The organism is Nostoc sp. DedSLP03 (assembly GCF_034530815.1).
GTDB lineage: Bacteria > Cyanobacteriota > Cyanobacteriia > Cyanobacteriales > Nostocaceae > Nostoc.
Genome location: NZ_JAVRCK010000043.1, coordinates 44,716 through 71,197, shown reverse-complemented (window position 1 = coordinate 71,197; position 26,482 = coordinate 44,716). Strand labels below are relative to the sequence as shown.

The following is a 26,482-nucleotide window of genomic DNA, read 5'->3' as shown; positions in this document are numbered from 1 at the left end:
ATTCTTTTTCAGCAGTTCTGATTCCAGTTTACCTAATTGATGACACGCCCTAGAGACTTATCGACTGTCTACAGCGATCGGTCAACATCATACTTGTCAAATAGAAGACTATAAGTCTAAGTTTAACTCAAGCTCTAAAAACTTTTATTCTACCTTGGCTTAAACAGAGAACTTTTGTTCTTTATAGTTAAGCAGGACGGAGTTTAACCCTTTTAACCCATGCTCATATCTGGTAATCTTTATATTTTCACCAGCCATGCATTGGAAGAATTTATTCATAAGCCTTTTGATAACAAGCGTAACTGATGGCGATCGCATCCACATAACTTAATATAGGTGTCTTGACTTAAATTGCATAAACTTGCATAATAATAAAGCTAATACAATTTATAAAACTAATTAGTAGGCTTTTTAAGCTTATCTAATAGTAGTTTTGGGGTTATAGCGCAGTTGGTAGCGCACCTCAATGGCATTGAGGGGGTCAGCGGTTCGAATCCGCTTAGCTCCACTATTAAAACATAGTTACTCAAAACCTGTTTGTTTTGTGTGACTTGAAGGAGAAGTTGGACAAGTTGTGCAACTTTACCTTCAAAATTAAGCAAGATTATGCTTGAAATCACAACTAGTTTCAATTTCTTAAATACGCCCCCACATTAAGATGCGCTTGTAGGGAAAAAAGAACGGGCGCTCATCCTCCAACAACTCAAATAGCTTCTGCTGATAGCGTTTCACAAATCTCTCATAGGTTTGGCCATCCAGTAGGGATTCATAAGCCGTTAGCAATGTCCCGCGATACCACTCCACTACGGCTTCTCTTGAGGGCAACACATGCCCATAAATTTGAAGCTTGACTTCTTGCTTGACAAATCCCAATTTATAAAGCATTCGGGCGTATGTTTCTGGAGGAAGTACCTCTAAACGCCGCACATATCCTCTAAATTCTTGACTGAATTCCTGTGCAGTCTCAACTGCTATTTGATGCACTGGCTCACTGTCCATCATTGGTATTTGTACGGCAAGCTGCCCACCAGGCCGCAGTTTTGCCCGCAATTTCTCAAATAAAACCTCATGTCCCGTCAACCACTGCAATGCCGCATTAGAAAATACCACATCAAACTCCTCATTTTCTGGGTTTTCCTCAATCCGTCTTTGCTCAAACCGTAGTCCATTGCCTGCAAACTGACGCGCTTTTTCCAGCATTTTCTCAGAAGCATCTATCCCTAAAGTCTCCTGTGCTGCTAAGGTTTCATGCAGATATTTCGTTAACTTTCCGGTTCCACATCCTAAATCGAGAACTCGTAAGTTTTCTTGCCGATGTATCATATCTACCAAGTTGTAGAATGGACGACTTCTTTCAGCTTGAAATCGTTCGTATAGTTCTGGATTCCATTTATCTGACATATTTTTATAATTCGTAATTTATAAAGCCGTATTTTCTGATGTAAAAGACAAAAAACGATATCGTCAGAAATTGCGGGTTGAAATTTGCTTAAGATACGCCATAAGGTGTCGCAGCTACGCCCGTCGTAGACATTCCACCCAATTTACCATGCCCTATGACCAACTACTTTCGCTCTAATGTTGATGCAATGGCTAGCTATGTTCCCGGCGAGCAGCCTCAACGTGGTACACAGATTATTAAACTTAACAGCAATGAGAATCCCTATCCTCCTTCGCCTGCGGCATTAGCTGTGCTACGGAATATTAATGGTGAGTGGTTGCGGCGGTATCCAGAACCTTTTGGGGGAGAATTTCGGCAAGCTGCGAGTAAAGTTTTAGGAGTTCCTAGTGATTGGATAATTGTCGGCAATGGCAGTGATGAATTGTTAAGTGTGGTGATTCGAGCCTGTGCCGAACCTGGGAAGAAGGTTGTTTATCCGATGCCTACTTACGTGCTGTATCGGACATTGACAGAAATGCAAGCGGCGGAAATTATTGAGATTCCCTATAGCAAAGACTACAGTTTACCTTTAAAAGAATTAGTTGCTGCTAATGGGGCTGTGACATTTATTGCATCACCCAATAGTCCATCGGGGCATCTGGTAGCAACAAATGATTTGCGAAAATTAGCCAGCCAGTTATCTGGAATTTTAGCGATTGATGAAGCATACATAGATTTTACCGAAGAGAATGCATTGGCTTTGGTTAAGGAATACGAAAACGTTATCGTGATTCGGACACTATCTAAGGGATATTCGTTGGCAGGATTGCGATTGGGCTTTGGAGTGGCAAATCCCAAACTGTTGCAGGGATTGTTTAAGGTTAAAGATAGCTATAACATTGATGCGATCGCTTGTGCAATTGGTACGGCTGCCATCACTGACCAAGCTTATAAAAATGCTTGTGTAGCCAAGATTAAAGCATCACGGACTAAGTTAGCAACAGACTTAAAACAATTAGGTTTTCATATCTGGGATTCCCAAGCTAACTTTTTGCTGGCGCAGCCAAGAGAAGGAAATGCAGAATATCTCTATCAAAAACTGAAGGAACAGGGAATTTTAATCCGCTACTTCAAGCAGCCCGGACTAGATGATAAATTACGCATCACTGTTGGGACAGATGAGCAAAATCAGGCTTTAGTAGAGGCACTAATACCAATTCATATCGTGTCCGATTAAAGACTTATCATTAAGACCGCAGGGGAGCAGGGGGCAGGGGGCAGGGGGAAAGAGGGTTTTCTGGTTTCTGCATAGATTACGCGAATAATAACTAATTAACCGGACATGATATCAAAATTCAAAATTCAAAATTCAAAATTAAGAAAGCCAGACATCACAAAGGTATGTCCGTATGTATCTGTTGCATTCTTTTTTCAAATTGATATAACTTACAGCACTTGAAAACTAAAGCTAAGACTTGCCCAATTATTCACATCCAAGCTATGTGAATCGGCTGCTATAACGTTTATCTCTGTTTTGAAGGCACTAGCGTTATGTAAGTCTTGTAGCAAGGCTTGTACAACTTCTAAGGAATTCAACAATGGGCCAATTGGCCCTTGTTCGCCTGTGGAATACTTGGCAGGGTTCAAGGCGGCGAGAGTTGCGTTAAAGGGGGCAGTACTAAAAATCAGTTGGTGTTCGCACTCAGAAGCTGGCCCTGAAATCATCCATTCGGAAGCAGTATTCGTTTGGGGTAGGATGAGGGTTTCACCTGGAGCGATGACAACTTCTTTAAGCAGAGGTTTGGTGTCTGCGGTGTTTGGTTCTTGGGGAGTTTCCCAAGAATAGAAGGCGATCGCTGTATGATTATTGTTTAATCCTAGCAAGATTAAATATACTGGGCGATCGCTCTGGTTTTCTACCCGATATTGCATTTGACTACCGATAGGGATAATCGGAGTCGGGAGGGATTTTTGAATCGAAGTTTCTGTTTTGAAATTTCGTACTGTTTCGCGCTGCATGATAACGCGAGGCGATATGTTGTTAATTATTTCTAAGGTTGTCTTCAGAGCCAAGCGAGAAGAACCTTGATTTTCTGTCAGTCGCCATAACTTGGCTGCTAACAAAGTTGATAATTTTGGGGCTAACTTTTGCACTGTTGATTTTACTGCTTCTCCTGCTTCCCCCGTGGCATTAGAAATTAGTTCGCCACTAAGAGAAAATAGACCATAGCGACTAGGTGTTTGCTGTAGTTTGGCAAATAAATAATCAGCTGGTTTTTCTCCGACAACTACGGTGGAGACATGGGGAAATGCAGCAAAGGCACTTGTAGCGTCTACACGCTCAATTCTTTCCAATCCAGTATCTAAAGCAATTATTAAATGGATCTTTCGGGCTAAAACCCGGACTGCTTCTTGGACAAGTTGCCCTACTTTTAGGGGATTTGCACCTTCTATTTGGGAAATTTGCGCTTTTGCTGTTAACCCAGTCCGCGATCGCAATACTAATTCTTCTCTTGTTGTTCCAAAAGTAAATCGAGAATTAACTCCGTAGTATAGTAGCACCTGTGGCGGTAATCCTGCTAACCACAGATGGACTGTTTTACCGTCTTCTTCAATGGCTGTCACTGCGCCTTCTGCACCAATAATATTGTCTAGCGGTAGAGACGTTAAATGTTGATTTTTTTGACTACTTAATAACCCTGGTTGCTGTTTACTACCCAATTTGGATAAAGAATTTTCCATATACGAGAGGGCGACTTGAATTTTGGTATTTGGGGTGAATTCCCACAAATACTGCGTCAAGGCGTAGGTAAATAACCCAGCACTAAAACCAGAAAAGAGTTCTTCCCTCGCCGACTGCTTGGGATTTAAGGTAGCTGCTAAGACAATCGGCGTGCTGGGTAACTTCTGAGTTTTAAGTTGTTGGAGAAAGTCAAGTTCTTCTGCTGCTAGCTTTGCCTCTACTGATTCTGGAAGGGCGCGACTTTTTAATCCTAATACTGGGGTTGGCGGATAATAGCTAGTATCTAATACTGCTGTGACTCGTTCTGTAGGGAGCGATCGCAATAATAGCAATAAAGTTTCTTCTAATATATAGTTGACTATTTTCGCTTCTTGTGAATCAAAACTGGCATTAGCTGTCACCAGAGCATTTTGCATTGTCTCTGGCGATGTTTCCAATTTGACACGGCTGCCATAACCGCTAAAGTGGAAGAAGACCGCATCATCGGGTTTAGCTTGATTGCCCAAGCGATCTAAAAAAGCCGTCTCAATGAATTCCCTACTAGCTTCTTCCTCAGTTAAGGTTAGAATATCTGACCCTTGGAAACCAAAGCGATGAATCAAAACTTCTCTTTGTAGTTCCACATCTGTCAGACAACCACTGAGGGCTGGAATTTTTGGGTATTGGTTAATACCTATTAACAATGCCAACTTGCGCGGACTGGGTTGTGCCAAAGCTTGATAATAGCGATTTCCTAAAGACAACCACTCAGCTTCAGTTATCCCCAATACCGCGAGTATTGAGCCAATTCTCTCTAAAAACGTGCGACGTTTCATAATTAGCTATCAGCCCTCAGCCATTCAGTTAGCAGCTTACAGGGCTGAACTCTGTATTGTAAAGTTACAAAAATGTGGGAAGGCGGAGGGGCAGGGGAGAAATCAATTCAAAATTCAAAATTCAAAATTAAACAACTTCTGCCTCCTGCCTCCTGCCTCCTCTTTCCCAATGCCCAATGCCCAATGCCCAATGCCCCTAAGCCGTTACTTCTATGCGCATTGCCCGTGCTAACTCTGCTGCTACCTCTGGACGAGAAAATTCTGGTGGAGGTAACTCACCGCGCCGCAGCATTTCTCTAACTTTTGTCCCTGATAGGTGAATGCGTTCTTCTGGCCTGCTGGGACTGGTTTTAGATGTTGCCATCTGCTTAGTGCGCGTGCAGTAAAAAGCGTGTTCAAATTTCATCGGCACAATGCCTAATTCACTTGGTTCAAATTCATCAAAGATATATTGAGCGTCGTAGGTGCCGTAATAGTCACCAACACCAGCATGATCCCGTCCGACGATAAAGTGAGTACAGCCGTAGTTTTTGCGGACTAAAGCATGGAAGATAGCCTCACGAGGCCCAGCGTAGCGCATTGCGGCGGGATTAATTGCCAAAGTTACCCTGTCTAAGGGGTAGTAGTGTTCCAGCAAAATTTCATAGCAGCGCATCCGCACATCAGCGGCGATATCATCTTCTTTTGTCGCCCCGACTAATGGGTGCAAAAATAGACCATCAACAGTTTCTAAGGCGCACTTTTGAATGTATTCATGGGCGCGGTGGATGGGGTTGCGAGTTTGAAAACCGACAATGGTTTTCCAACCTTTATCTTGAAATAGTTGCCGTGAGGCCGCTGGATCGATTTGGTAACTGGGAAACTGGGGATGAGGTTCGCGTTGCAACAACCAAATATCACCCGCCAGATTTACACTACCTTGGTTATAGAGTACCTGTACGCCGGGATGATTGACATCATTAGTACGGTAGACTTTTATTGCTTCGCGGATTTTGTCGTAATGATATTTTTGCGTGAGTTGCAAAACTCCGATAAATTCGCCTTTGGAGTTATCCAGACGGATTAAGCCGCCTTCTTGCAAGGGGGAAGCTACTTCTTCGCTTACCGATAGTGTAATCGGGATTGACCACACAAGACCGTTAGCTAATCGCATTTCTGTCACAGTGCGATCGTAGTCTTCTTGGTTCATAAAACCCGTCAGCGGACTAAAAGCACCGATCGCAATCATTTCTAAATCGGAAACGGCGCGATCGTCAAGTTGCACTCGTGGCAAAAAGTCAGCTTTTGAGAGAAACTCTGCTCTTTGTTCTGGTGTAGCGATACGGTTAACCAACTGTCCACCGTGGGGGGCTATGGCATCTGGATTGTGACTCAACTTAATCCCCTCTCTGCTTTTACTGTTATTGTTTCAGATTATGTACTAACTTATCAAATGCTGGTACGTAGAGAAAAATAGTTTAGGCATTGGGCACAAGAGGCAGAAAAGCAGCATTTATCTACGAGAGGCTGCACTTCGACTACGCTCTGTTACCACGCCAACGACTATGCTTTGTTACCGAGGGGCATGGGGCAAAGTAAATATTAGAAGCGATCGAATCCGAGTCCGCAGCCTTACCTTTTCTCTAGATGATAATCTCGATCGCGCCGATCAAACCTTCTTCAAGAACCTTTAGATTTTCTCCTAATTCCCTCAAAATTTATACCAGTAATGAGTAAAGGGGATCGATGACATTTCGCTTGCTGCGAAGCACCCATCCCCGAATAGCTGCCCAGATCATGAACCTGGAATCTATAGTCCGGTATCTAATCATCCTAGTATCGGCCGAGATATGTCGATTGTCACTGGGATAGATACTGATTTAGAAGATGTCTACAAAAATATAGGTACACAATTACTCTTTTTCAACGCTTCTTCCATTCCCCATCGCCAACAGTGCTGTCCCGTAAGCTGCTTCTGTGTAGGCTGAGGCTACTACAGGAACCTGCAAATGACGCACCCTAATTGCAGTCCAAGTATCATTCGCCGCACCACCACCAGCGGTATAAACACGACTCAATTTGTCTGCTCCCATTTCTTGTAATAATTCATACCCTCGGCTTTCTATGCGGGCAATGCTTTCTAACAACCCATGCAAAAATTCTACTGGGTTATCTGGGTGTGGTGACAAACGTGGGGATAGATTGGGATCGTTAATTGGAAAGCGATCGCCTACCTTCAACAACGGATAATAATCTAACTCGCTGGCAATTGAAGCATCAATTTCCCGACTAAGGCTTTCTAACTCAGCATTCGTGAAAAATTTCTTTAGTACTGCACCCCCAGTATTAGAAGCACCCCCAGTCAGCCACAAATCACCCAACCGATGGCTATAAATTCCATATCTAGCATCTTCTTGACGGGTACGACTTAACAACTTTAGTACCAACGTTGAACCAAGGGAAGTCACGGCTTCACCAGGTAATTTTGCCCCACTGGCAAGAAAAGCAGCAATACTATCGGTTGTACCAGCACACACCAGACAATCACGGCTTAAACCAAACTTATCGGCAATTTCAGGACGCAATTCGGCAATGGGAGTACCAGGAGTTAAAACTTTGGGTAGCTGAATCGGTATTTGCAACAATTCTAGCCATTCTGGGTATTTCAATTCTTCTACGTCATAACCCAGCTTTAAAGCATTATGGTAATCGCTAATACCCAACTGTCCATGCAGCAGAAACGCCAGCCAATCTGCTTGATGCAGGAAATATCTAGCTTCATTAAAAGAAGGTAATTGTCTCATCCACAAAAGTTTGGCTAGGCTAGAGGTGGCACTCAACACAGTATGATTGGGGGGTGCAATACTCCTCAAATGCTCTAGTACTAACGATCCCCGCGCATCGTTATATAGCAATGGTGCATCTACAGGATTGCCAGCAGCATCGACCAGCAAGACAGTGGAAGAAGTACCATTAATTGCGATCGCTTTAATTTCTCGCCGCAATTGCTCAGGTATTTGTTCCACCAACGCAAACAAAGCCTCCTGCCAAATTTTTGGCGTAACGGTATTTGGTGAGTCGTGGAAGGGATATCGCACCTCTCTCTGAATACAACAGGCTTCCTCGTCAATCACCATACCGCGTCCGCCAGATGTGCCGAAGTCGATACCCAGATATAAATTCATAATTTTTATAAATTTTTTTAATAGAGAATAAATAAGAACTACTGACCAATAACTGCTTTTGTTGCATCTTGTAACAAGATATTCCACAATTCTGGCAAAACAAGGAAAAGTAGTAAACGAACCGTTCAAAATCAATTCAGGTTAGGAGGTTTTCAGCCATGCCTATCTTAGATACTCTGTACATTGCTCAGATATCTTCCATCTCAGATACTCAAGTCTACATCGCTCTAGTTGTAGCCTTGATTCCAGGAGTTCTAGCTTGGCGATTAGCCACAGAACTTTACAAATAAAGCTCCGATGTGACACAGTTGAAAAGCTAATAATCCTGGCAGTACGGGGTGCAATTTTCAGACTTTATGGCTTTATGTCATAAATATTTAGAAACCTTGCACTTACGTAAGCCAGGTTATTTTTTAACTAGTGCGACACTTGTAGCTATTTCAAAAAAATGAAGTAATATGACAGCTAAATCAAGCATTCAGGAGTGCTGATATCTGAGTGCTAAGTGCTGAGTGCTGAGTTGGAAATCTCACTAAGCACTCATAAACTCATAACTCAGCACTCTTGATAGTACTTCCCTTCACTAAGCGAGGTTATTTTTTAGCATCATGAACGCGATTCAACCCTCCAGACCCCCGTTACAACCTATACAAAAACGCCGGGTCATTTCTCGACCAAAGCGGCATCTTCGTCAACGTTCTTACAAGGTGATGGCACTAGAAAGCACAGCCAAAATAGCGGTCAATCTTGTGATTACAGCCGTTGCAGCATCTGCCTTAACACAACTCTTGCCTTATCATTGGTTACAGCAAGAAAAATTGCGAGAAATGAGTACTGAAGTCAAGCTGATGGAAGGACACGTCAATGGTTTACAGGCGGAATTTAGCCGTAACTTTGATCCCCAAGAAGCTAAAATTATTAGACAACGACAAGGATACCGATTCGATCCCAGCCAGCGTCAGATCGTGTTAATGAATCAAGATCGCCGAGAAGATGAGCAAACAGACTCGTTACCCTAAGACAAATGGCGAATTTGGGATTATTTGGGTTTATTGTGATTTAGGCTACGTATAAACCGGGTGTTAATTTATATTATTGCTAATAAATAATAATGGTTAATAGTTAATTTTTGAATAGCTATGTAGTTATCATATATTAGTTATTAGCGATACAGCGTCGCTTCTCTACGAGACGCTGCGCGAACGCTCCAATTAAAAATTCAAAATTCAAAATGAAGAATTTACTTTTTGAATCTTGAATTTGCAAAAAGGACTAATCTACCAATTAGGACGCTGATTGAGATAGTAACTCGTCTAACCAATTTTCGAGTTGTAAACGCAAGCGACAATCAGTAATATCCTTATCATTTTTGAGAGAAGGTAGTTGAGTAAGAGCGCGACGATAATCAGCGATCGCACAATTCCAGTCACCCCAAAGATGGTAAGTCCTGCCGCGTTCAGCCCAGATATGACCTTCTAGTTGACCGAAAAGCAGTGCTAGCTCAAAATTCTCAATTGCCACCTCATATTGCCCCAAATCGCGCCAGGTAATGCCTCGGTTAATCCACGCCCGAACATAATGAGGTTTCAAATCAATTGCTCGATCGTAGTCGGCAATAGCTGCTGCTAATTCTCCACAAGCCGCGTAGTAATTTGCGCGGTTATTATAAGCACTAGCCAAATAAGGATTAAGTTTAAGGGCAGTGTTGTAGTCGTAAAGGGCTTTTTGCCTTTCGCCACTTTGAAAATAAATTAGCCCCCGGTTGTTGTAATCAACGGCATTGTCGGGATGGCGGCAGATTAGTTGGGTTAAAAGTGCGATCGCTTCAGTATAATTTCCTTGTTGAGCCAACTTCAAAGCAAAAGAGCGTAAGTCGCTATCCCCGAAAGTACATTTGCTGCGATCGCGTTTCCTTTGCTTTTGAAGTTTGCTTGTACTATTTAAAACATGGCCATCGTCAGCTAAAAATGAGTGAGTATTCATCTTTTCCTGCTTGAAATACCTGCTTTTTTAAATAAAAGTCTAGTTTTTTTAAGGTTAGTGGTTTTACCACTATCTTTATTTTCAAGGTACTTATAGTTACTTGAAAGCTATCTTAAGACTGAGATTTAAACTACTCACACCAGTAGAAATCTACCCTTTAAATAAACAATTGCTCCTCAAACCTATTCATAGATACTCGATCCCGAAGATGAATTCCAGAAATAGCAGACGTTAATCTTAAAGACTAGTCAAGTAGTGAGAGCAGCAAATTGGTAGAATGCCAACAAGCCGTTCGTTAAAGAGGGGATGAGGAAGCAGGGAGCAGGGGAGCAGGGGGAGAAGAGGGGCAGGGGGAGAAGAACTATTAATTATTGTCTAATGCCCAATGCCCAATGCCCCATGCCCACTTGCCCTGAGCGAAGCCGAAGGGATGCCCCATGCCCCATTCCCTAAATTACAATTTTTAAATTTTGAGAAATTTTCTGATGACAACTGCAATTTCCTATCCCAATGCCCCTGATTTAGCAACCGATGATTACATTGTGGTCGGCTTGGCAACCTGTTTTGTCAAAGAAGATGGAGAAGTTTATCAAATCGAAGTTATAGAACCGATTCCCTCTGCGGCTTTGGAAGCGCTTTTAAAGGGTATTCCTACCTCCTATAAGCTGGCTCATGCCACAACTTTGGGAGCTGTGCTGGATAGCGATTCACCACTGCTACCAGATGGCTTTCCAGAGTCGGCTCAGTTTGGAGAAGAATTTGTACCACGGACATTTGCAGCAGCTCGTACCTATAAGCGTCGTGAATCTGCAAAATCTCTGATTCCCTTAGGTACAAACTACACTGAATTTAAATATTCAATTGAGCGGAAACGGGTTTTAAATGCCGCCAGAGTTGTCACCAAAGAAGACAATATTAAACAGCATTCTCACACTCATAAAGTGCTTTAAGTCATTATGCTAAAACTTTACGGTGGCGCTCGTAGTCGAGCGTCAATTGTTCACTGGTATTTAGAGGAATTAGGAATTCCCTACGAATTCGTTAAGCTTGATATGCAGGCGGGCGAACACCTCCAACCTGCATATTTAGCAATTAATCCATTTGGTAAAGTTCCAGCAATTGTTGATGGGGATTTTCAGCTTTGGGAATCTGGGGCAATTTTGCTATATCTTGCCGATAAGCACAGTAAAACTCCACTTTCACCAGAGGAAAATGCTCTATTTTCCCAATGGGTGTTGTTTGCCAATGCTACCCTTAGCCCAGGTATTTTTGTAGAAGCAAATCGGGAGCGGGAAATGCCCCGCTTGTTGACTCCCTTAAATGAAATTTTCAGTAAACAACCTTTTTTACTTGGCAATGAGTTCACTGTTGCTGATGTGGCAGTGGGGTCTATTTTGAATTACATTCCCATGATACTAAAGCTAGACCTCAGCCCCTATCCAGCGGTGTTGAGCTATATGAAGCAGTTATCTGAACGTCCGGCATTTCAAAGAAGTATTGGCGGACGGACTTAAAATAATTCGTAATTCGTAATTCGTAATTCGTAATTGAATTTTTAACTACGAATTACGAATCTTTTAACGATAATTTGTAAATTGCAAAGCAACTGGGTAGTCTTCTTGTTTTAAACGCTGCATGACTACTTGTAAGTCATCTTTAGATTTGGCAGAAACTCGCACAGCATCCCCTTGAATTGAAGCTTGTACCTTTTTAAATTCGTCCCGAATCAATTTGGAAATTTGTTTGGCGATTTCCTGACTGATGCCTTTTTTGAGTTTGATTTCTTGACGTACACGATTGCCACTAGCTGATTCAACCTTGCCAAAATCAAAGATTTTTTGGGAGAGGTTACGCTTGGCGGCTTTTTCTCGCAGAATGGTGTGTACAGAATCTAAAGTAAACTCGCTGTCAGTACTAACGTTAATGCTTTCTTCAACTAACTCGACATTAGTTTCAGTGTCTTTGAGGTCGTAACGACCTTTGATGTCTCGGATAACTTGATCGACAGCGTTAACCAATTCTTGTCGGTCAAAGTCGCTCACAATGTCAAAAGAAAAAGTAGAAGCCATAAAACATTTTGGATTTTAGATTTTGGACTTCGACTTCGCTTAGTCGAACGATTTTGGATTGGGAAAACTCTTCCCCAGTCCCCAGTTTCCATGCCCCAATTAACTAGTAGCTTGGATGATGCTCAAGAAAAAGAGAGTGGCACAACTAGAGATGCCAATGGCAAACATCAGCGATCGCAAAAGGGGTATATTCAAAATATAAAAAATCGAGTATAGGAAACGAGCCACCACAAAAGCGATCGCAGCCACTTGTGCCTTAGTTGAATTTACACCAGTTACATAAGCCATCAATGCGGCTGCCGCAAACACCATAAACGCTTCAAAGGTATTCTCATGTGCCCAAGTAGCTCGTTGGGCATAAGGTGGCAATTTATCTAACAGAGCGCGAGGAGTAGAAAACATTTCAGGTCCAATACGCCTACGGGCATAAGCTACTACCAAAAATGGCACATAAATTAGAAAGGCAGCAGCAGCGATCGAGTACAAAAAAATTATCATTACTTATTAGTAGTTGGTTATTAGTCATCCGTCATCAGTCATCAGTCATTGTCAAATACAAATGACAAAAGACAAATGACAAATGACTAATCAAAGTAGAAAAGCGTTACCACTTTTCTTTGTTCTTCTGCATCCTGACAAGTTTGTAACAGGGTGCCACTGTCGTGAAATGCAAAGCAAATTAGTTGCTGGCAACGGGAGACAATCTCCTTGTTGCACAAGTAACTAGCTTCTGCTAGAGACAGATTATCATTACTGGGATTTTCGACTAGATGCATTACCTGTTCTAGTTGCTGGCGCGATTCCAAAGGCTGGCGTTCCAAGCTTTGGGGTAGAATCACCGTCAACAAATTTGCATCAGCCCGGGTTGCTCCCTTGATAGCAGCTGAATTTGTACCTGTAGCACCAGAAGTAATGATTCGATTACCCGATAAAACTAAGGCATAAGTCATCATTTCAATAAGATTCTGATGCGTAATCGGGACGTGACGAGAACCCAGCAAGGCAATTCTTTTAGAACCCGTTTGCTGGATTGTCGCCAGTTCTTGCGCTAATGTATCGAGGTTAATAAGGTCTGTTGATTGGCTCAAAGATGGAGATAATCAGACTAAACGACCCAGATATTTTACCAAACAGCGTGTAGATGCGAGGAAAACTTGAGTTAAACATTGCGACTAATTTTCGATTGTTTGGTTCAGTAACTCTATTACTTGCTTACACCAAGCTAGCCAATGTGTTTCGTAACTAATACCATTTAAGAGAGTCAAATACCGAAATTTGCCTGATTCTGACAGTTCTTGCGGATTTTGAAAGTAACGTTGTTCTAAATCTTTATACGTAGACAATTTTTTTTGATGGGCTTTTTGGTGATGTTTTAGTTCTGCCAAGATGGTTTGGTGAGGAACAATATGACCAGCAAAAATTTTTACTAGTAAATCATCTTTAATCGGTGTGGGTTCACAAGATTGAGCAATCCACTCTTTGAGGTGCTGTTCTCCCAAGTCTGTAACACTGTAGAGCCTTTTATCTGGCCGTCCTGCTTGAAGAATCGACTCAGAACTAATCCATCGTTGCTCTTCTAGCTTCGCCAACTCCCGATAAATTTGCTGGTGGCTTGCTGACCAGAAAAAGCCTACAGAGCCATCGAATTTTTTTGCTAAATCATAACCACTACAGGGTGCGTCAACCAGAGCCGCTAATATTGCGTGCGCTAATGCCATAATTTTGAATTCACTACTTGACTTATGCAACTAATTGCATAAAATGATTGATATGCAATTAATTGCATATTAACTTAAGAACAAGGAGTGGTATATGCCTCAAGTCATACCGGGACGATTTACAGCCCAAATTGATGAACCCTTTGTTGTGTTTCTGATTGGGATGCGAATTAATAAATTATTCGCTTTTTCCAAATGGATTCCGACTGCAACAGCAATGTCGCCGATGTTACGAAGCCTTTACCAGAATCCCGAAAAAGGGTTTTTAGGGGGAGAAACTTTTGTTTACTGGCGAGGAGTGGGACTGATTCAGTATTGGCGATCGTTCGAGGATTTGGAGCGTTTTGCCAGAAATCCAACCGATGCACATCTAAAAGCTTGGCAAAGGTTTAATCAAGCTATTGGTGCTGATGGCAGTGTTGGCATTTGGCACGAAACCTATTTAATTGAACCGGGAAGATATGAGGCGGTTTACGGAAATATGCCTGTCTTTGGATTAGCTGCTGCAACTAATCATATCCCGGCTATCGGGCGCAAGGAAACAGCACGCCGTCGCCTGGGAGGTGACGGCGAACCAGCTGTACCCTCACCAGCGATACAGCCTCCTAACTGATAACTGAGCATTGATGCTCTTAATAGTTTGAGTTGATGAATCTAAGACAATGCCGCTGCGGGAGTTAAACCTAGTTTGGATAACAAGCGGTCAATGTCAAAATGCTGGGACATCAACTGGCGAATATACTGAACTTTAATCGGCTCGTGGACGCGGACTTGACCAAAAGTGCGATCAACAATTCCTACAGTAGTGAGGGTATCTAAGTCAACAGACAAAATGGGTATTTCTAGTTCTTCAGCGCGACTGAGAATGAACGGTGGGGGTGGTAGTTGCCCGGTGAGAATTAAACATTGGGTAGAAGTTTCTAAAGCCGCTTGCTGAATTTCCACGCGATCGCCTCCTGTCACCACTGCCATATTCCGGCGTTTGCGGAAATATTTTACAGCTGAATTGACATTCATCGCTCCAATTGCTAAACTTTCCACCAACAAATCCATGCGATCGTTGCGACAGAGAACGTCAGCCTTTAACTGCTTGACTAGTTCGCCAACACTGACACTGCGAAGCAAATCGCTATTCGGCAGCATTGCTAGCACTGGAATACCCTGCTGTTCCAAAAATGGTAGTATGAGGGTTTCAACCGCTTCTAGTTGGGTGACAGGGATATCATTGATCGCAACTCCAATCAAGCGATCGCCCAGAAGCTGTTTTGCAGCCAATAGCGCCTCAACCGAAAGCAAGGATTTATAGCGGCTTACTAACAGCACACCAGCATCCAATACTTCAGCCATTTGCAGCAAAGACAAGTCAAACAAATTGCCTTCGGACAAATTACCAGGCCCCTCCAATAACACCAAATCTCCTTGAGATTTATGTAAATATTGCTGTATTAGGGACTCTTGATAATCGGTTTTGTCTTCCCCCCGCAAGCGCTTTTGCACATTTGGTTCATCCAAAGCCAGCATTGTAGGTGCAACGCGGTTTTCCGGCAAATTGAGGCTAAGAGCGATGAACTGGACATCTTCCTCAATTACGGTTCCACTAGACGAATTGAAAGACGTACCGAGTGGTTTACCGTAGCTAATATCCAGACCTTTTTGCTGTAGCTGATGAGACAAACCCAGAACAGTTGCAGATTTACCGCTGTAATTCTCGGTCGATCCAATCAGCAAATATTTAGGGGATTTTGGCACACATGCACTCCTAATTTCAAAAGTCAGAAGAACCCAGCTAGGTGTTTCCTAATTCTAGTTCCTTCTGGCAAAAGCCTCCCGCTCTCACAAATTATGCTTTCCCAGAATTACCTTTTGATTGAACAAGCAAGAGGCAAGGGTAAGGATGAAAGCTTCTCTTCGGCAAGATCGAGTTTTGAAAAACTGTATAGAGACTTGAGGTTGGGAAAGCGAAAATGCTAACTAGTCCACTTTCCCTGTCCATAATTCAGAGCATTCCAAGTCCAAGAAAGCTGTTATGGATTTTTGCAATTGCCAAAACCATAGCCATTTCATCCGTTGGCGGTCTTCTGCTAAAACGCACCACTCTGTAGCAACATAAAGACTTTGAACTGCGGTAAGTTTATAATCGTTGACCAGTTGCTCCCAATCATAGCCAAAAACACCATTGCTGATGAGATTTGCATGATATTCACGCAAAATCGGAATTTCCCATTGCCTACATAAATCAGTCTCCCACCAATGCACCATCATATACGCAAGATCGCTTACTCCTAGCCAGATAGTTAAAGACCAATCAAACGGTTGGCGATCGATGAGATAGGTTTTGCCATTTCCATTTAGGGGAGACAGGACATTACCAGGGTTAAGATCGCCATGAATTAGCGTAAAGCCAATTTCATCATATAAATAACGTATAGCAATCTTAAATAATTCTTGAAAATCTCTCTTGATTCTCTCAGTGTCTGAAGCGATCGCCTACGGCAAACCACTCGGTGTTTACGTTATAAAAAATTATTTTTCATAAGTTAGATAGGATTAATATACCAAAAGTAGATGCGATCGCAGCTACTTTGAATAATTTTAAAAAGTATTGAGTTCCACCTAAAAAAACCTAGTGATTAAAAGTCATAATAGCCTAATTACAAAAGCAAGGTGTGCCCATTGCGGATGAATTAGCACTACCAAGTACTGCGATCGCAGATGAAAATCATTCATAAATTTCCTCAAAATCCCAACACCTGCATTGATTTTTCAAGTACTTCTTTGGGGCGGAATGGTTTAGTTAGATATAAGTCTGCACCAACCTCAATTCCTTTTTGTTTATCAAATTCCTGTCCTTTTGCTGTCAAAATTATAATGTAGATATCAGCCATTTGCAGGTCGTGTTTTACAATATGGCAGACTTGCAGACCATTCATTTTCGGCATCATCACATCAAGAAAAACTAGATTTGGTTTTTCAGTTTTAATAGTTTCGAGAGCTTCTTCGCCATTTCTAGCAGTTAAAAGTTCAACACCCTCGTCTTCTAATGCTTCTAGGGCTTGTTCCATCAAAATCAAGATATTGGGTTCATCGTCAACAATTAGAATTTTCTGGGTCATAAAGATTGGGTATTGGGTATTGGGTATTAGGCACTTGTACTGAGCGGAGCCGAAGTATTGGGCATTGGAAATTAAAGATTGAGGATTAGAATAATTCCTTCCAGTCCTCAGTCTCCAAACCGTACTCCCTAGCGATTACTGTTCTGACAGCATAATAAAAAATACATTTTCTAACTCCTTCTCAAAGCGTAGGGTTTTCACCAAATCGGCTTCTTGAGAGAAGATAGAATCGATGATGATCATATCAGGTTTGGCTGACAGGGCTTTATTGATGCATTCTTGCGGATTGGAGGCTTCAATGACGCTGTATCCCTGAGCTTGTAATACATCGGATAAAGTTTTTAAGGCTGATGCATTTTTATCTACAACCAATACCTTTTTACTAGAAGTGCCTTGATAAAGCAGTGAGCCAATTTCGTTGAGGAGTTTTCCTGTATCAATGGGCTTGGTGAGATAGCGATCGATGCCAATGTGGTAGCCCCGTTCTTTGTTTTCAATAATTGACAGAATGATAATTGGAATGTCTGCGGTTTGAGGATCGTTTTTGAGAACGGCTGCCACATCGAAGCCGTTGATTTGGGGCATCATCACGTCTAAAAGAATCAGATCGGGACGGGCTGTTTTGATTTGATGAATTGCATCCACGCCGTCTTTTGCTTCTCGAACATTGTAACCTTCGTTTTCCAATTGTTGACGCAGCAGTTCTCGAATGTTAGCGTCATCATCTACAACCAAAATGGTTTTACGGTTTTGGTTGAACACAGCGGTTTTAGTGATGACGTGTTCTTTGAGTTGTTTGACAAGCATATCCAAATTCAGATTAGCAGTGGTTTGTCGATCGCAAGCGTAGGTGGGAATGATGAACGAGAATATACTGCCTTTACCTGGTTCACTGTCAACCCAGATTCTACCGCCGTGATGATCGACAATTTGTTTACAAATGGGCAGTCCTAACCCAGTCCCTTTGGGTTTGTCGGTGAGGGTGTCACCAACTTGGCGGAATTTCTCGAACACTTTTGGCTGGTCTTCAGGTGCAATCCCAATGCCTGTGTCGATGACGCTAATGCAAACACCGTCGTCTCCTTGCTTAACGCGGCAGGTGACACAACCAGATTCGGTAAATTTAACGGCGTTAGAAATCAGATTGATTAAAACTTGCAGTAGACGATTGCGATCGCCTACTATCTGAGGCAGCCCAGGTTCAATTTCGCTGACCAACTGCAAGCCGTTGGTTTCAAACAACCCGGCAGTAGAATTGGTTGCCCAATCCAGTAATTCGCTGGGATCGATCGGCTGCATCTGCCATTCCACCTTACCTGCTTCCATCTTGGCAATGTCCAGGACATCGTTAATCAAAGACGTGAGTCGTTCTGCTTCCGACACAATAATGTTGAGATTGTCAGCCACCCGCTTAATCGTTTTCTGAAGCTTGCGGTCTTCGGTAGAAATCATTGGGAACACATCGGTTTCCAGCTTTTCTTGAATGATAGACGCAAAACCAAGGACAGAAGTCAGTGGCGTCCGCAGCTCATGGGAAACTGTTGAGATGAAATCGGTCTTCATCTGGTCGATTTCCTTTTCTGCCGTCACATCCCGAATTAGCAGTGCTGAACCGAAGCAGGCATCGGGTTCTGAATTTGCCGTCTTTTTGAAAATGGCGGTTGCCACTGCCTGACCAATGCGTTCTTTGGTCAATGCAACTTCGGCAGAGAACACCTCACCGGGATGGGATTGAGTTCGTGCAACCAGTTCTGCTAAACCAGATATGGGTAATTCTCGGTAATCACCGTTGACGGCGTTAGCTGTCAATTCATACATAGCTAAAAAAGCAGGATTGAAGTGCGTGATTTGTCCGCTGATATCTGTCACCAACAAACCATCTGCTAAATTATCTAAAATGGCATTTAACCCCTGTGCTTCTGCTAGGGTATTTTGCAGAGCTGCCGTCCGTTCTATAACTCTAGCTTCCAGTTCTTGATTCAGTTGCCTGAGAGCGATTTCTGCTTGTTTGCGGGCAGTGATGTCGGTATTAATTTCCAGCACCGCGCAAGGTTGACCAGAGATGTCCCGTTGCAAAGTCCATCGGCTCTGGACGGTAATCAGTTTGCTATTATGGGTGAGATGTTCTACTTCTCCTTCCCAATTCCCTTGCTCTAATAACTCCGCGATAATTTCTTCCTTTGGTTTTGGAAAGGTTTTTTTGATAAAAGCCTGAATGCATTGGTCTTTCACTTCCTCACGCGTCCAACCGTAGAGCCTTTCGGCACCATGATTCCAGTGAGAGATTTTGTCGCTCATGTCGCGGACAATGATGGCATCGCTGGAATGATTCAACATATCCAATAAACGTTGATTTTCAGCTTCTGCCAGCTTGCGATCGTGAATATCGCTGCAAGCGCCAATCCATTCCCGAATGCTGCCATCAGCTTCTAGTACGGGGGCACCACAGACAGAGAAGTAGCGGTATGTGCCATCCTTGCCACGCAGCCGATATTCGGTTTGATAGATACCTCGGTTTGCCACAGCAGCATTCCAAGCTTCTGTGGTGCTGGCACGGTCATCTGCGTGAATCGGATCGAACCAGCCCCAACCTTCAACTTCAGCTTCGCTCTGCCCCGTATACTCAATCCAGGTGAGCATTTCCTTGCTGATTCCCAGTCCTTCTGGGGTAGCTCCCCAGACAATCTGTGAAGTAGCAGTTACTAAAGAGCGATATCGTTCTTGAAGACGCTGATTTTCGGCTTCTGCCTGTTTGCGATCGTGGATATCGGTGCAGGTGCCAATCCATTCTCGGACGCTACCATCAGCTTCTAGGATGGGGGTGCCACAGACAAAGAAGTAGCGGTGTGTGCCATCCTTACCACGCAGCCGATATTCGGTTTGAAAGAGACTCTGATTTGCCACAGCAGCACTCCAGGCTAGGGCGGTGCAGCTACGGTCATCGGGGTAAATCGGATCGAGCCAGCCCAAACCCTGGATTTCATCTGCACTCTGACCTGTGTACGCTAACCAAGTAGACATTTCACTGCTCACCGCCTCTCCTTCAGGGGTAGTCACCCAGACAATTTGCGAACTGGCAGTCACCAAAGAGCGAAACCGTTCTTCGCTCTGTTGCAGAGTTTGTTCTGCTAGCTTGCGAGCGTGAATATCAGTACAAGTACCTACCCACTCCCGGATACTACCGTCTTCCTCTAAGAGAGGAACACCACAGACCCAAAAGTAGCGATAAGTGCCATCTTTGGCACGAACCCGATATTCAACTTCATATAGGCTGCGATTGTTCACAGCGGCACTCCAAACTTCGGCAGTGTGGAGGCGGTCATCTGGATGAACGGCATCAATCCAGCCCCAACCATCGGCTTCGGCTACACTTTGACCTGTATAGGCTCTCCAGTTCGACATATCTGCCTTTTGCATTCCTTCAGGAGTGGTAATCCAAACCATTTGGGAAGTAGCTGTCACCAGAGAGCGATAACGTTTTTCCAGATACTGATTTTCGGCTTCTGCCAGCTTGCGATCGTGAATATCGGTGCAGGTGCCAATCCACTCCCGGACGCTGCCATCTTCTTCTATAACGGGCGCACCCCAGACCCAAAAGTAGCGATAGTTGCCATCCTTGCCACGAATTCGGTATTCAATTTGATACATACTCAGGTTTGCTACGGCAGCACTCCAGACTTCTCCGGTATAAGCGCGATCGTCGGGATGAACGGCATCAATCCAGCCCCCATTTTCCGCTTCAGCTAGACTTTGGCCTGTATAGGCTATCCAGCTTGCCAGTTCAAAGCAAATTCCCTCTGGTGTGCTTACCCAGACAATTTGTGTATTAGCTGTTACTAAAGAACGGTATCGGGCTTCACTCTGTTTCAGTATTTGTTCGGTATCTTGGCGTTCCTGCTGAATGCGTCGAAGGTCGCTAATATTCTCTACACTACACCAGATCAGTTGCTCTCCATCTTTCTCAATCATCTGTCCAGAAATCCTCACCGGAACCAGATGCCCGTCTTTGTGGATGTACTCCTTCTCATAAGGCCCATAGCGACCAGTTCGTTCCAAATCTTCTAGGCAAGATTGCTCTGTAGCAGCATATTTTTCTGGGGTAATCTGCCAGTAGGTGAGATTCAGAGTTTCTGGAACAGTACGCCCCAAAATGGCAGCATAGGCAAAATTGATGCTAATTAACGTCCCATCTTTTCGGCATAGTGCTAGCGCAACAGGACATTGTTCAAATAGCTGACTATTGTATTCATCAAGTTGGTTAAACATGATTGAGGTTTCTTTAGTGGCGTATTTGGGTAGGGTTAGAACAACAGAACCAAGACAACAAAGTGGCGTAAAGCCTTAACGAAATTGGGTGGCGTTGAAACATCTGATAAAGTTGATCGGGTGATGCACTTTCCACATCTGGACTGTGCTGTGAAAGTCGCTGGATCAGTTGAGTATGGCGGATCAGCAGATCCGTCGGTTTGAGCATTGGAGCTGTTGATGGAATGAAGCCGTCGGTATCGGGAGTAGGGGATGATTCCGTTGTGGGAGTTGGCAAGGCAGAGGTGCTATTTTGTTCTTCAATAGCGTCTGCCAATGCACAATTTATTGGAATCTGAATCCAGAATTCTGTGCCTTCACTCGGTTGAGAACGACACTTAAGCATTCCCCCATGTTTGTCTACAATAATTTGGTAGCTGATTGCCATGCCTAACCCTGTTCCCTTCCCAACATCTTTTGTGGTGAAGAAGGGATCGTAAATGCGGCGAATTACCTCCTCCTTCATGCCTGGGCCGTTGTCGGCAATGCGAATTACAACCCACTGGTGGTCAATGGCTATGGTACGAATAGTGATTTGGAGATTGGGAGTTGGAGATTGAGGATTATTTTTGAGTTTCCAATTTTCCATACTTTCTTCCAAAGCATCAATGGCATTTGCCAAGATGTTCATAAATACCTGATTCAACTGTCCGGGATAGCATTCAATCAGAGGAAGTGTTGCATAGTCTTTAACAATTTCAATTGCCGGACGATGAACATCTGCTTTCAGGCGATGGTGGAGAATCATTAAGGTTCCATCGATGCCATCGTGGATGTTCACGGCTTTCATTTCAGCTTCATCATGGCGGGAGAAGTTTTTCAGGGATTGGACAATTTCGACGATGCGACCTGTGCCCAGTTTCATCGAATCTAGCAGTTTGGGAAAATCCTGGATGATAAATTCCAGGTCTATATTGTCTAACTCTGATTCCAGTTCTGGAGGAGCAACAGGTAGAAATTCCTGATACTTTTCCAACAGGTGTAACAAGTCTTTAGTGTATTCGGCAACATACTTTAAATTGCCGCAAATAAAATTAACTGGGTTGTTGATTTCGTGGGCAACTCCAGCAATCAGTTGTCCGAGACTGGACATTTTTTCGCTTTGGATTAACTGAGTTTGGGCTAATTGCAACTCATGGAGAGCTTGCTGAAGCTTCTGTGTTTGGGCTTTTGCCTGGAGAGCTACTTGAGTGCTTTGCTCGTAAAGCACAGCTTTGTCAATAGCGATCGCTGTTTGAGAGGCAAAGATACTCACCAGTTTCAGGTGTTCAGCCTTGTATGAGTCAGTTTTGACGGTTCCAATGGCGATCGCTCCCAATACCCGCTCTTTGGCTCGTAACGGTACACAAATCATTGCACTAACGTGTTTTTGTCCCTCTAATCGCGGATCGGCTTGCACATCATTGACGAGTTCGGCCCGGTTGGATTGCACAATGTTGCCGATAATTCCCTTACCGGGTTCTGGCTGACTATGGTCAAAAAACACTCCAAATTCGGCAATGATTTCAAACGCAGTTGCATCTCGATTCAGGAGCAGAATCATTCCCGCAGATGATTCAATTAATTGACTCAATTCTTGAAGCACAAGTTGGCCAATCTGTCGCGTATCTAAACTTGTTGTCAGTTGAGTCGAGATATCGTCAAACAAATCAATTTCCTGATATCGCTCTAACAATTCTTTGGCGAGTACTTTCTTCTCAGCTTCCTCTTTTGCCAGAAATGAAAGCAAATTTGCAAGTATAGTTGCCTGTTCTTCTCCAACAACCCAACCGATGATTTCTCCTGAAACCTCGATTGGATAACGGTTTTCTACAGTTTGCTCTCCAATACTAATTAGTTTCGTGCCGTCTACTAGTTCAACATCAACTGCGATGTTGAACTGATAGACTAAGTTATGAATAAGAGATGGCAACTCTTTTTTGTTGAGCATCTTTCTAAGGCTAAGTGCGGGCATGAAACACCTCATCTAGAGCAGGTTGCAAATTTCTCACAATCAGTGTTGGTTCGTTGGCGTAGTTTCTCATCGAGAAAAATACAGTGTATTGCAACCTCCTGCCACCTTCAACGTCGCTATCCATACTCCTTTGCATAAGCAAGCTAGAGCTACCATCTCCCAAGAAGAGAGGAATTTTCATAAAAATCTAGGGATATAACAGTTTAGTAATTAAGGCTAGTTTTCCCAAAAACCTTAGCGATATAACAGCAAAGTCGAACGGTAACAAATACCTTTAAATTCTTTACCAGAGGCATTTTTCTGTTCTTATAACTCGCTTAATGTTTGATAGGTTCTCAAAAAACTATAAATAAAAATTTATCAATTAGATAAAACCATAGATTAAAATCTATGGTAGTAAATTCATGTCTCTTGTTACTACTCCTGATAAATTGGGAATCAGCTTTTTTGAGTATAAAAGTTAGCGTATTTATCAGAGTAGAATAATCGCCTTTAGTGTACCAAAAGAAGCTGCGATCGCAGCTTCTTTTGGTGATTTTAAAAAGTATTTAGGTAGGTGCTAGTTTTAGTTAGATCCGAGAGTAGCGAAAACGAAGTCTGAGTAGCCGTAGCCAGCGTAACCACATTTGCGCAGGTTGTTCAAAGAAAGTAAAAATATCACCGAAACCCAAATTAGTTTTGTGATGATGTAACCAGTGTCTTTCAGGAGTAGTAATAAATAGAATTTGGCATAAAATATTTACAGGCTTTGAAGTTTGCCAACCTAGTACACTTATATGTCTCCACCATACATGTAATTGACCAAGCAGTAATCCAGAAATCACGCCAATAGGAGAAAAAGACCACAGGACTACTGCTATAAGTACATAAGGCAAAGCTCCCAAGATACCATCTAAAAGAACCTGGGGATTAAAAGTCAAAATAGCGTAGTGGCGGAAGTCTTTCTTCCAGGAGTGGTGCGTTTTTAAATGAAGGCTACCAAAAACGTGCTCGGGTACGTGATAAAAGAATGTAGATAGAAAATCGCCAACAAACAGTAACAACCAAGCAACAGCGATAGCCTCAAGCATTTGTACTCCTCAAGTTTAATAAGAAAACTCCACAGAAAATATGCAAATGTCATGCTGTAGGCGTAGACACCTGTTTTGCGTTATGCAAGTAGCGCCTGTGTGTCTCATGAGTCTACCCTCCAGTTAATTTGGCTCAGAGTATGTGTAATTGGATCAGTTGCAGTTTCATGAATCTCCGATCCTTAATGCAGTCAACAGCAACTTGTAAGAACCTCCAATTTGACTTCTAGCTCTGGGTTAATGGTATTAATACCTCTAAAACCCGATGTAAATACAGTACTTTACCATAGTTACTACACAATCTTCTTACTAAGGCATACAGCGTAAGCAAAGGTTGAGTTAAGCTTGGTACAAATTTAGGTTAAGGATTTCTGCAATATTGTTAATTCTAAATTTATTGCAATTAAGCTTGAATGATGACTCGATTTAGAACAATCTAAATAGATATTATGCCAATATCAATTGAGTTATTGAGGTTAATTAAGTAGGTTTATCTTGTTTAACTTATTTGTAAAATTTGGAACATCTAGAATTAATTAGATGCCATAAATATTTTCTATAAATCGAGTCACAATATCACTTTGAATTTACACTTTCAATGATAAATAAACATTAAAAAGATAAAGATAATTTGATAATTTATCTTTATTTGCCAAGTGCGTTTGGATTTCTTTGCTCTAGACCATTCGTTCGCTCAAGTTGTAGCCACTGGCAACTTTATGTGTCACCCTTGTTTTGTCGTTACTGCTGCGCATAGCTTGCTACGCACAGCGAACGGGGTATGCATTAGACTACAGCCTAAGCTAAAAGATATAAAAAATTAAATGATAGAGTACCAAAGATTGATTCTTCCTTTATCATTTATAGACAAGTTAGTAAATCAATAAAGCATACCTGCAATATTTATTTACAACGTGTCCGATTAAAAGGGTATCTCAGTATATCCAAAATTTAGGTTACTTTCCAGTTGGAAGGTAAAATCAAGATTTGAAGTTATGATTACGCGATTTATCTATCTCAGTATGAACAAAAAATGGGCGGTCAAACGAATCACTATAAACCTGGCATTAAATGAAGCCAAAAACCTTGAAAAATATTGCGAACAGACAGGCAGACCAGCAACGGATGTAATCAGAGAACTTATTCGAGCCTTGCCACTGACAAAATAAAAGTAGATTTGCGAACTATTTCACCCGTTGATTTTCAAGATATAACTATTAAAATTTGGTTTAATTGGAGGTCTTAAAGTAAGAGGTAGTAATTTTTTGTGATGATTGAGAAGAACGTAAAAATTTAATTTCTGGCACGCTACGCTCATTATTGCGAGCGCAGCGTGCCAAAAAGAAGATAACACGAGCGCTATTATTGAGTTGCACAATGAGGAGTGAGAGAATATTTTTTTTGGTTCGCTGACTATATTGTGTCGTCATCTTCGTCAGAAAATAATCTCTAACCCATATTGTTTAAAATTTTCGCCACAAACAATAGCATTGAGGTAGCAAATATACAGCCGCGAGGATCTAATCTATGATTACTGCTCTTGCAATTACTCACATCAGAGTAAAATTGGAAACCTTTGTCTAAATCTGCACTTATACTTTAGCTATAACTCTTCTGGAATACCGCTTTTCAGACTTAGCGTCAACGTTGGGCAGCTCAAGGCAAAGCTTGAATGAGTTCTCGAATCACGTCTATTGCTAGTTTGCCTGTCTGTTCACAATACTTTTCAAGGTTTTGAGCTTCATCTGATGTCAAATTGATAGTGATTCGCTTAAGCGCTCTTTTTTGACTGGAGGTGGTCAAACGGGGAAATTTAAGTGCAGCAGTTTTATTCATTGATTGATAAGCTAGATATATAGAAACTTTCCTTATCAAGATTGCCAATTTTGAGCTGTATTTACCAGTGAAAATCGAGATTTTGAGATTGAACTTAAGCTTTACTCCCAAAAATATTACTGAGAATGTGAGGTATTAAATTACTAATACCATACGTAACAAATCTGCCATCACCAAATGTAAGAAGCTTTCGGCTAAAAAGATGATGTTAGCAACGTCCTACAGTCCAGATAGTCTGTTGAACAAGCAGCGTTTAATTACCGAGATGAGTGGATGGCAAAGGTATTTTTTGTTACTAAACATTTTGGTAATATGCCTATTTGAAATCTTC

Annotated in this window: 23 protein-coding genes and 1 tRNA gene; 8 read left to right on the top strand and 16 right to left on the bottom strand. The window is 42.4% G+C overall.

The features are described 5' to 3' along the window. Nucleotides 1-435: 435 nt before the first annotated feature. Nucleotides 436-508, top strand: a tRNA-Ala gene (locus RM368_RS20950). Nucleotides 509-636: 128 nt separating this feature from the next. On the opposite strand, the gene RM368_RS20945 is transcribed toward RM368_RS20950, so the two are convergent. After that, nucleotides 637-1,401: a methyltransferase domain-containing protein gene (locus RM368_RS20945; RefSeq protein ID WP_322695811.1), complete on the bottom strand. Its 765-nt coding sequence runs from the start codon at nt 1,399-1,401 to the stop codon at nt 637-639. 155 nt (nt 1,402-1,556) lie between these two features. On the opposite strand from RM368_RS20945, the gene hisC reads away from it, so the two are divergent. Then, entirely contained in the window at nt 1,557-2,618 is a 1,062-nt protein-coding gene (gene hisC / locus RM368_RS20940) for a histidinol-phosphate transaminase (RefSeq protein ID WP_322695810.1), read from the top strand. 209 nt (nt 2,619-2,827) lie between these two features. Here the strand turns inward: hisC and RM368_RS20935 are convergent, their stop codons facing one another. The 3 genes from RM368_RS20935 to RM368_RS20925 all read right to left on the bottom strand — a co-directional run bounded on the left by RM368_RS20935 (nt 2,828) and on the right by RM368_RS20925 (nt 8,103). Next, a complete protein-coding gene (locus RM368_RS20935; protein WP_322695809.1) occupies nt 2,828-4,939 on the bottom strand; it encodes a caspase family protein in 2,112 nt (703 codons plus the stop codon). A 196-nt stretch (nt 4,940-5,135) separates the two neighbouring features. Beyond that, the gene (sat, locus tag RM368_RS20930; protein WP_322695808.1) at nt 5,136-6,314 is read right to left on the bottom strand and encodes a sulfate adenylyltransferase; all 1,179 of its coding nucleotides are present in this window, start codon (nt 6,312-6,314) and stop codon (nt 5,136-5,138) included. Between the two features lie 517 nt (nt 6,315-6,831). After that, complete coding sequence (locus tag RM368_RS20925; protein ID WP_322695807.1) at nt 6,832-8,103, bottom strand: FGGY-family carbohydrate kinase; 1,272 nt, start codon at nt 8,101-8,103, stop codon at nt 6,832-6,834. 200 nt (nt 8,104-8,303) lie between these two features. Here RM368_RS20925 and psaM point away from each other — a divergent pair, with 200 nt between their 5' ends. Continuing rightward, entirely contained in the window at nt 8,304-8,393 is a 90-nt protein-coding gene (gene psaM, locus RM368_RS20920; RefSeq protein WP_040630342.1) for a photosystem I reaction center subunit XII, read from the top strand. 318 nt (nt 8,394-8,711) lie between these two features. Continuing rightward, on the top strand, nt 8,712-9,122 hold the full coding sequence (locus tag RM368_RS20915; RefSeq protein ID WP_322695806.1) for a hypothetical protein: 411 nt from the start codon (nt 8,712-8,714) through the stop codon (nt 9,120-9,122). A gap of 265 nt (nt 9,123-9,387) precedes the next feature. On the opposite strand, the gene RM368_RS20910 is transcribed toward RM368_RS20915, so the two are convergent. Continuing rightward, the gene (locus tag RM368_RS20910; RefSeq protein WP_322695805.1) at nt 9,388-10,086 is read right to left on the bottom strand and encodes a tetratricopeptide repeat protein; all 699 of its coding nucleotides are present in this window, start codon (nt 10,084-10,086) and stop codon (nt 9,388-9,390) included. 485 nt (nt 10,087-10,571) lie between these two features. Here RM368_RS20910 and RM368_RS20905 point away from each other — a divergent pair, with 485 nt between their 5' ends. Both RM368_RS20905 and RM368_RS20900 read left to right on the top strand, forming a co-directional pair. Then, nucleotides 10,572-11,036, top strand: a complete 465-nt coding sequence (locus RM368_RS20905; RefSeq protein WP_322695804.1) for a hypothetical protein — start codon at nt 10,572-10,574, stop codon at nt 11,034-11,036. Nucleotides 11,037-11,042: 6 nt separating this feature from the next. After that, nucleotides 11,043-11,600: a glutathione S-transferase family protein gene (locus RM368_RS20900; RefSeq protein ID WP_322695803.1), complete on the top strand. Its 558-nt coding sequence runs from the start codon at nt 11,043-11,045 to the stop codon at nt 11,598-11,600. Between the two features lie 63 nt (nt 11,601-11,663). Here RM368_RS20900 and RM368_RS20895 read toward each other — a convergent pair whose 3' ends face one another. The 4 genes from RM368_RS20895 to RM368_RS20880 all read right to left on the bottom strand — a co-directional run bounded on the left by RM368_RS20895 (nt 11,664) and on the right by RM368_RS20880 (nt 13,873). Beyond that, a complete protein-coding gene (locus RM368_RS20895) occupies nt 11,664-12,155 on the bottom strand; it encodes a YajQ family cyclic di-GMP-binding protein (RefSeq protein ID WP_322695802.1) in 492 nt (163 codons plus the stop codon). A gap of 99 nt (nt 12,156-12,254) precedes the next feature. After that, a complete protein-coding gene (locus tag RM368_RS20890; protein ID WP_322695801.1) occupies nt 12,255-12,653 on the bottom strand; it encodes an MAPEG family protein in 399 nt (132 codons plus the stop codon). An 86-nt stretch (nt 12,654-12,739) separates the two neighbouring features. Continuing rightward, complete coding sequence (locus RM368_RS20885; RefSeq protein WP_292860451.1) at nt 12,740-13,243, bottom strand: DNA recombination-mediator protein A; 504 nt, start codon at nt 13,241-13,243, stop codon at nt 12,740-12,742. A gap of 84 nt (nt 13,244-13,327) precedes the next feature. Further along, the gene (locus RM368_RS20880; protein WP_322695800.1) at nt 13,328-13,873 is read right to left on the bottom strand and encodes a PadR family transcriptional regulator; all 546 of its coding nucleotides are present in this window, start codon (nt 13,871-13,873) and stop codon (nt 13,328-13,330) included. 94 nt (nt 13,874-13,967) lie between these two features. On the opposite strand from RM368_RS20880, the gene RM368_RS20875 reads away from it, so the two are divergent. Next, nucleotides 13,968-14,486, top strand: coding sequence for a DUF4188 domain-containing protein (locus RM368_RS20875; protein WP_322695799.1), 519 nt, complete (start codon nt 13,968-13,970; stop codon nt 14,484-14,486). Nucleotides 14,487-14,527: 41 nt separating this feature from the next. On the opposite strand, the gene RM368_RS20870 is transcribed toward RM368_RS20875, so the two are convergent. The 7 genes from RM368_RS20870 to RM368_RS20840 all read right to left on the bottom strand — a co-directional run bounded on the left by RM368_RS20870 (nt 14,528) and on the right by RM368_RS20840 (nt 24,315). Then, a complete protein-coding gene (locus RM368_RS20870) occupies nt 14,528-15,622 on the bottom strand; it encodes a phosphotransacetylase family protein (RefSeq protein ID WP_322695798.1) in 1,095 nt (364 codons plus the stop codon). A 222-nt stretch (nt 15,623-15,844) separates the two neighbouring features. Next, nucleotides 15,845-16,135, bottom strand: coding sequence for a hypothetical protein (locus RM368_RS20865; protein WP_322695797.1), 291 nt, complete (start codon nt 16,133-16,135; stop codon nt 15,845-15,847). A 473-nt stretch (nt 16,136-16,608) separates the two neighbouring features. Then, entirely contained in the window at nt 16,609-16,986 is a 378-nt protein-coding gene (locus RM368_RS20860) for a response regulator (protein ID WP_322695796.1), read from the bottom strand. 135 nt (nt 16,987-17,121) lie between these two features. Beyond that, entirely contained in the window at nt 17,122-21,252 is a 4,131-nt protein-coding gene (locus tag RM368_RS20855) for a PAS domain S-box protein (protein WP_322695795.1), read from the bottom strand. A gap of 13 nt (nt 21,253-21,265) precedes the next feature. Continuing rightward, nucleotides 21,266-23,245 carry an ATP-binding protein gene (locus tag RM368_RS20850; RefSeq protein WP_322695794.1) on the bottom strand — a complete coding sequence of 660 codons (1,980 nt, stop codon included), beginning with the start codon at nt 23,243-23,245 and terminating at the stop codon, nt 21,266-21,268. Beyond that, the gene (locus tag RM368_RS20845; protein ID WP_322674358.1) at nt 23,232-23,369 is read right to left on the bottom strand and encodes a hypothetical protein; all 138 of its coding nucleotides are present in this window, start codon (nt 23,367-23,369) and stop codon (nt 23,232-23,234) included. Before RM368_RS20845 ends, RM368_RS20850 begins: the two co-directional genes overlap by 14 nt. Nucleotides 23,370-23,814: 445 nt before the next feature. Further along, nucleotides 23,815-24,315, bottom strand: a complete 501-nt coding sequence (locus RM368_RS20840) for a fatty acid hydroxylase (protein WP_322674359.1) — start codon at nt 24,313-24,315, stop codon at nt 23,815-23,817. A gap of 1,022 nt (nt 24,316-25,337) precedes the next feature. Here RM368_RS20840 and RM368_RS20835 point away from each other — a divergent pair. Then, nucleotides 25,338-25,484, top strand: a complete 147-nt coding sequence (locus tag RM368_RS20835) for a CopG family transcriptional regulator (protein ID WP_322695793.1) — start codon at nt 25,338-25,340, stop codon at nt 25,482-25,484. Nucleotides 25,485-26,482 lie beyond the last annotated feature (998 nt).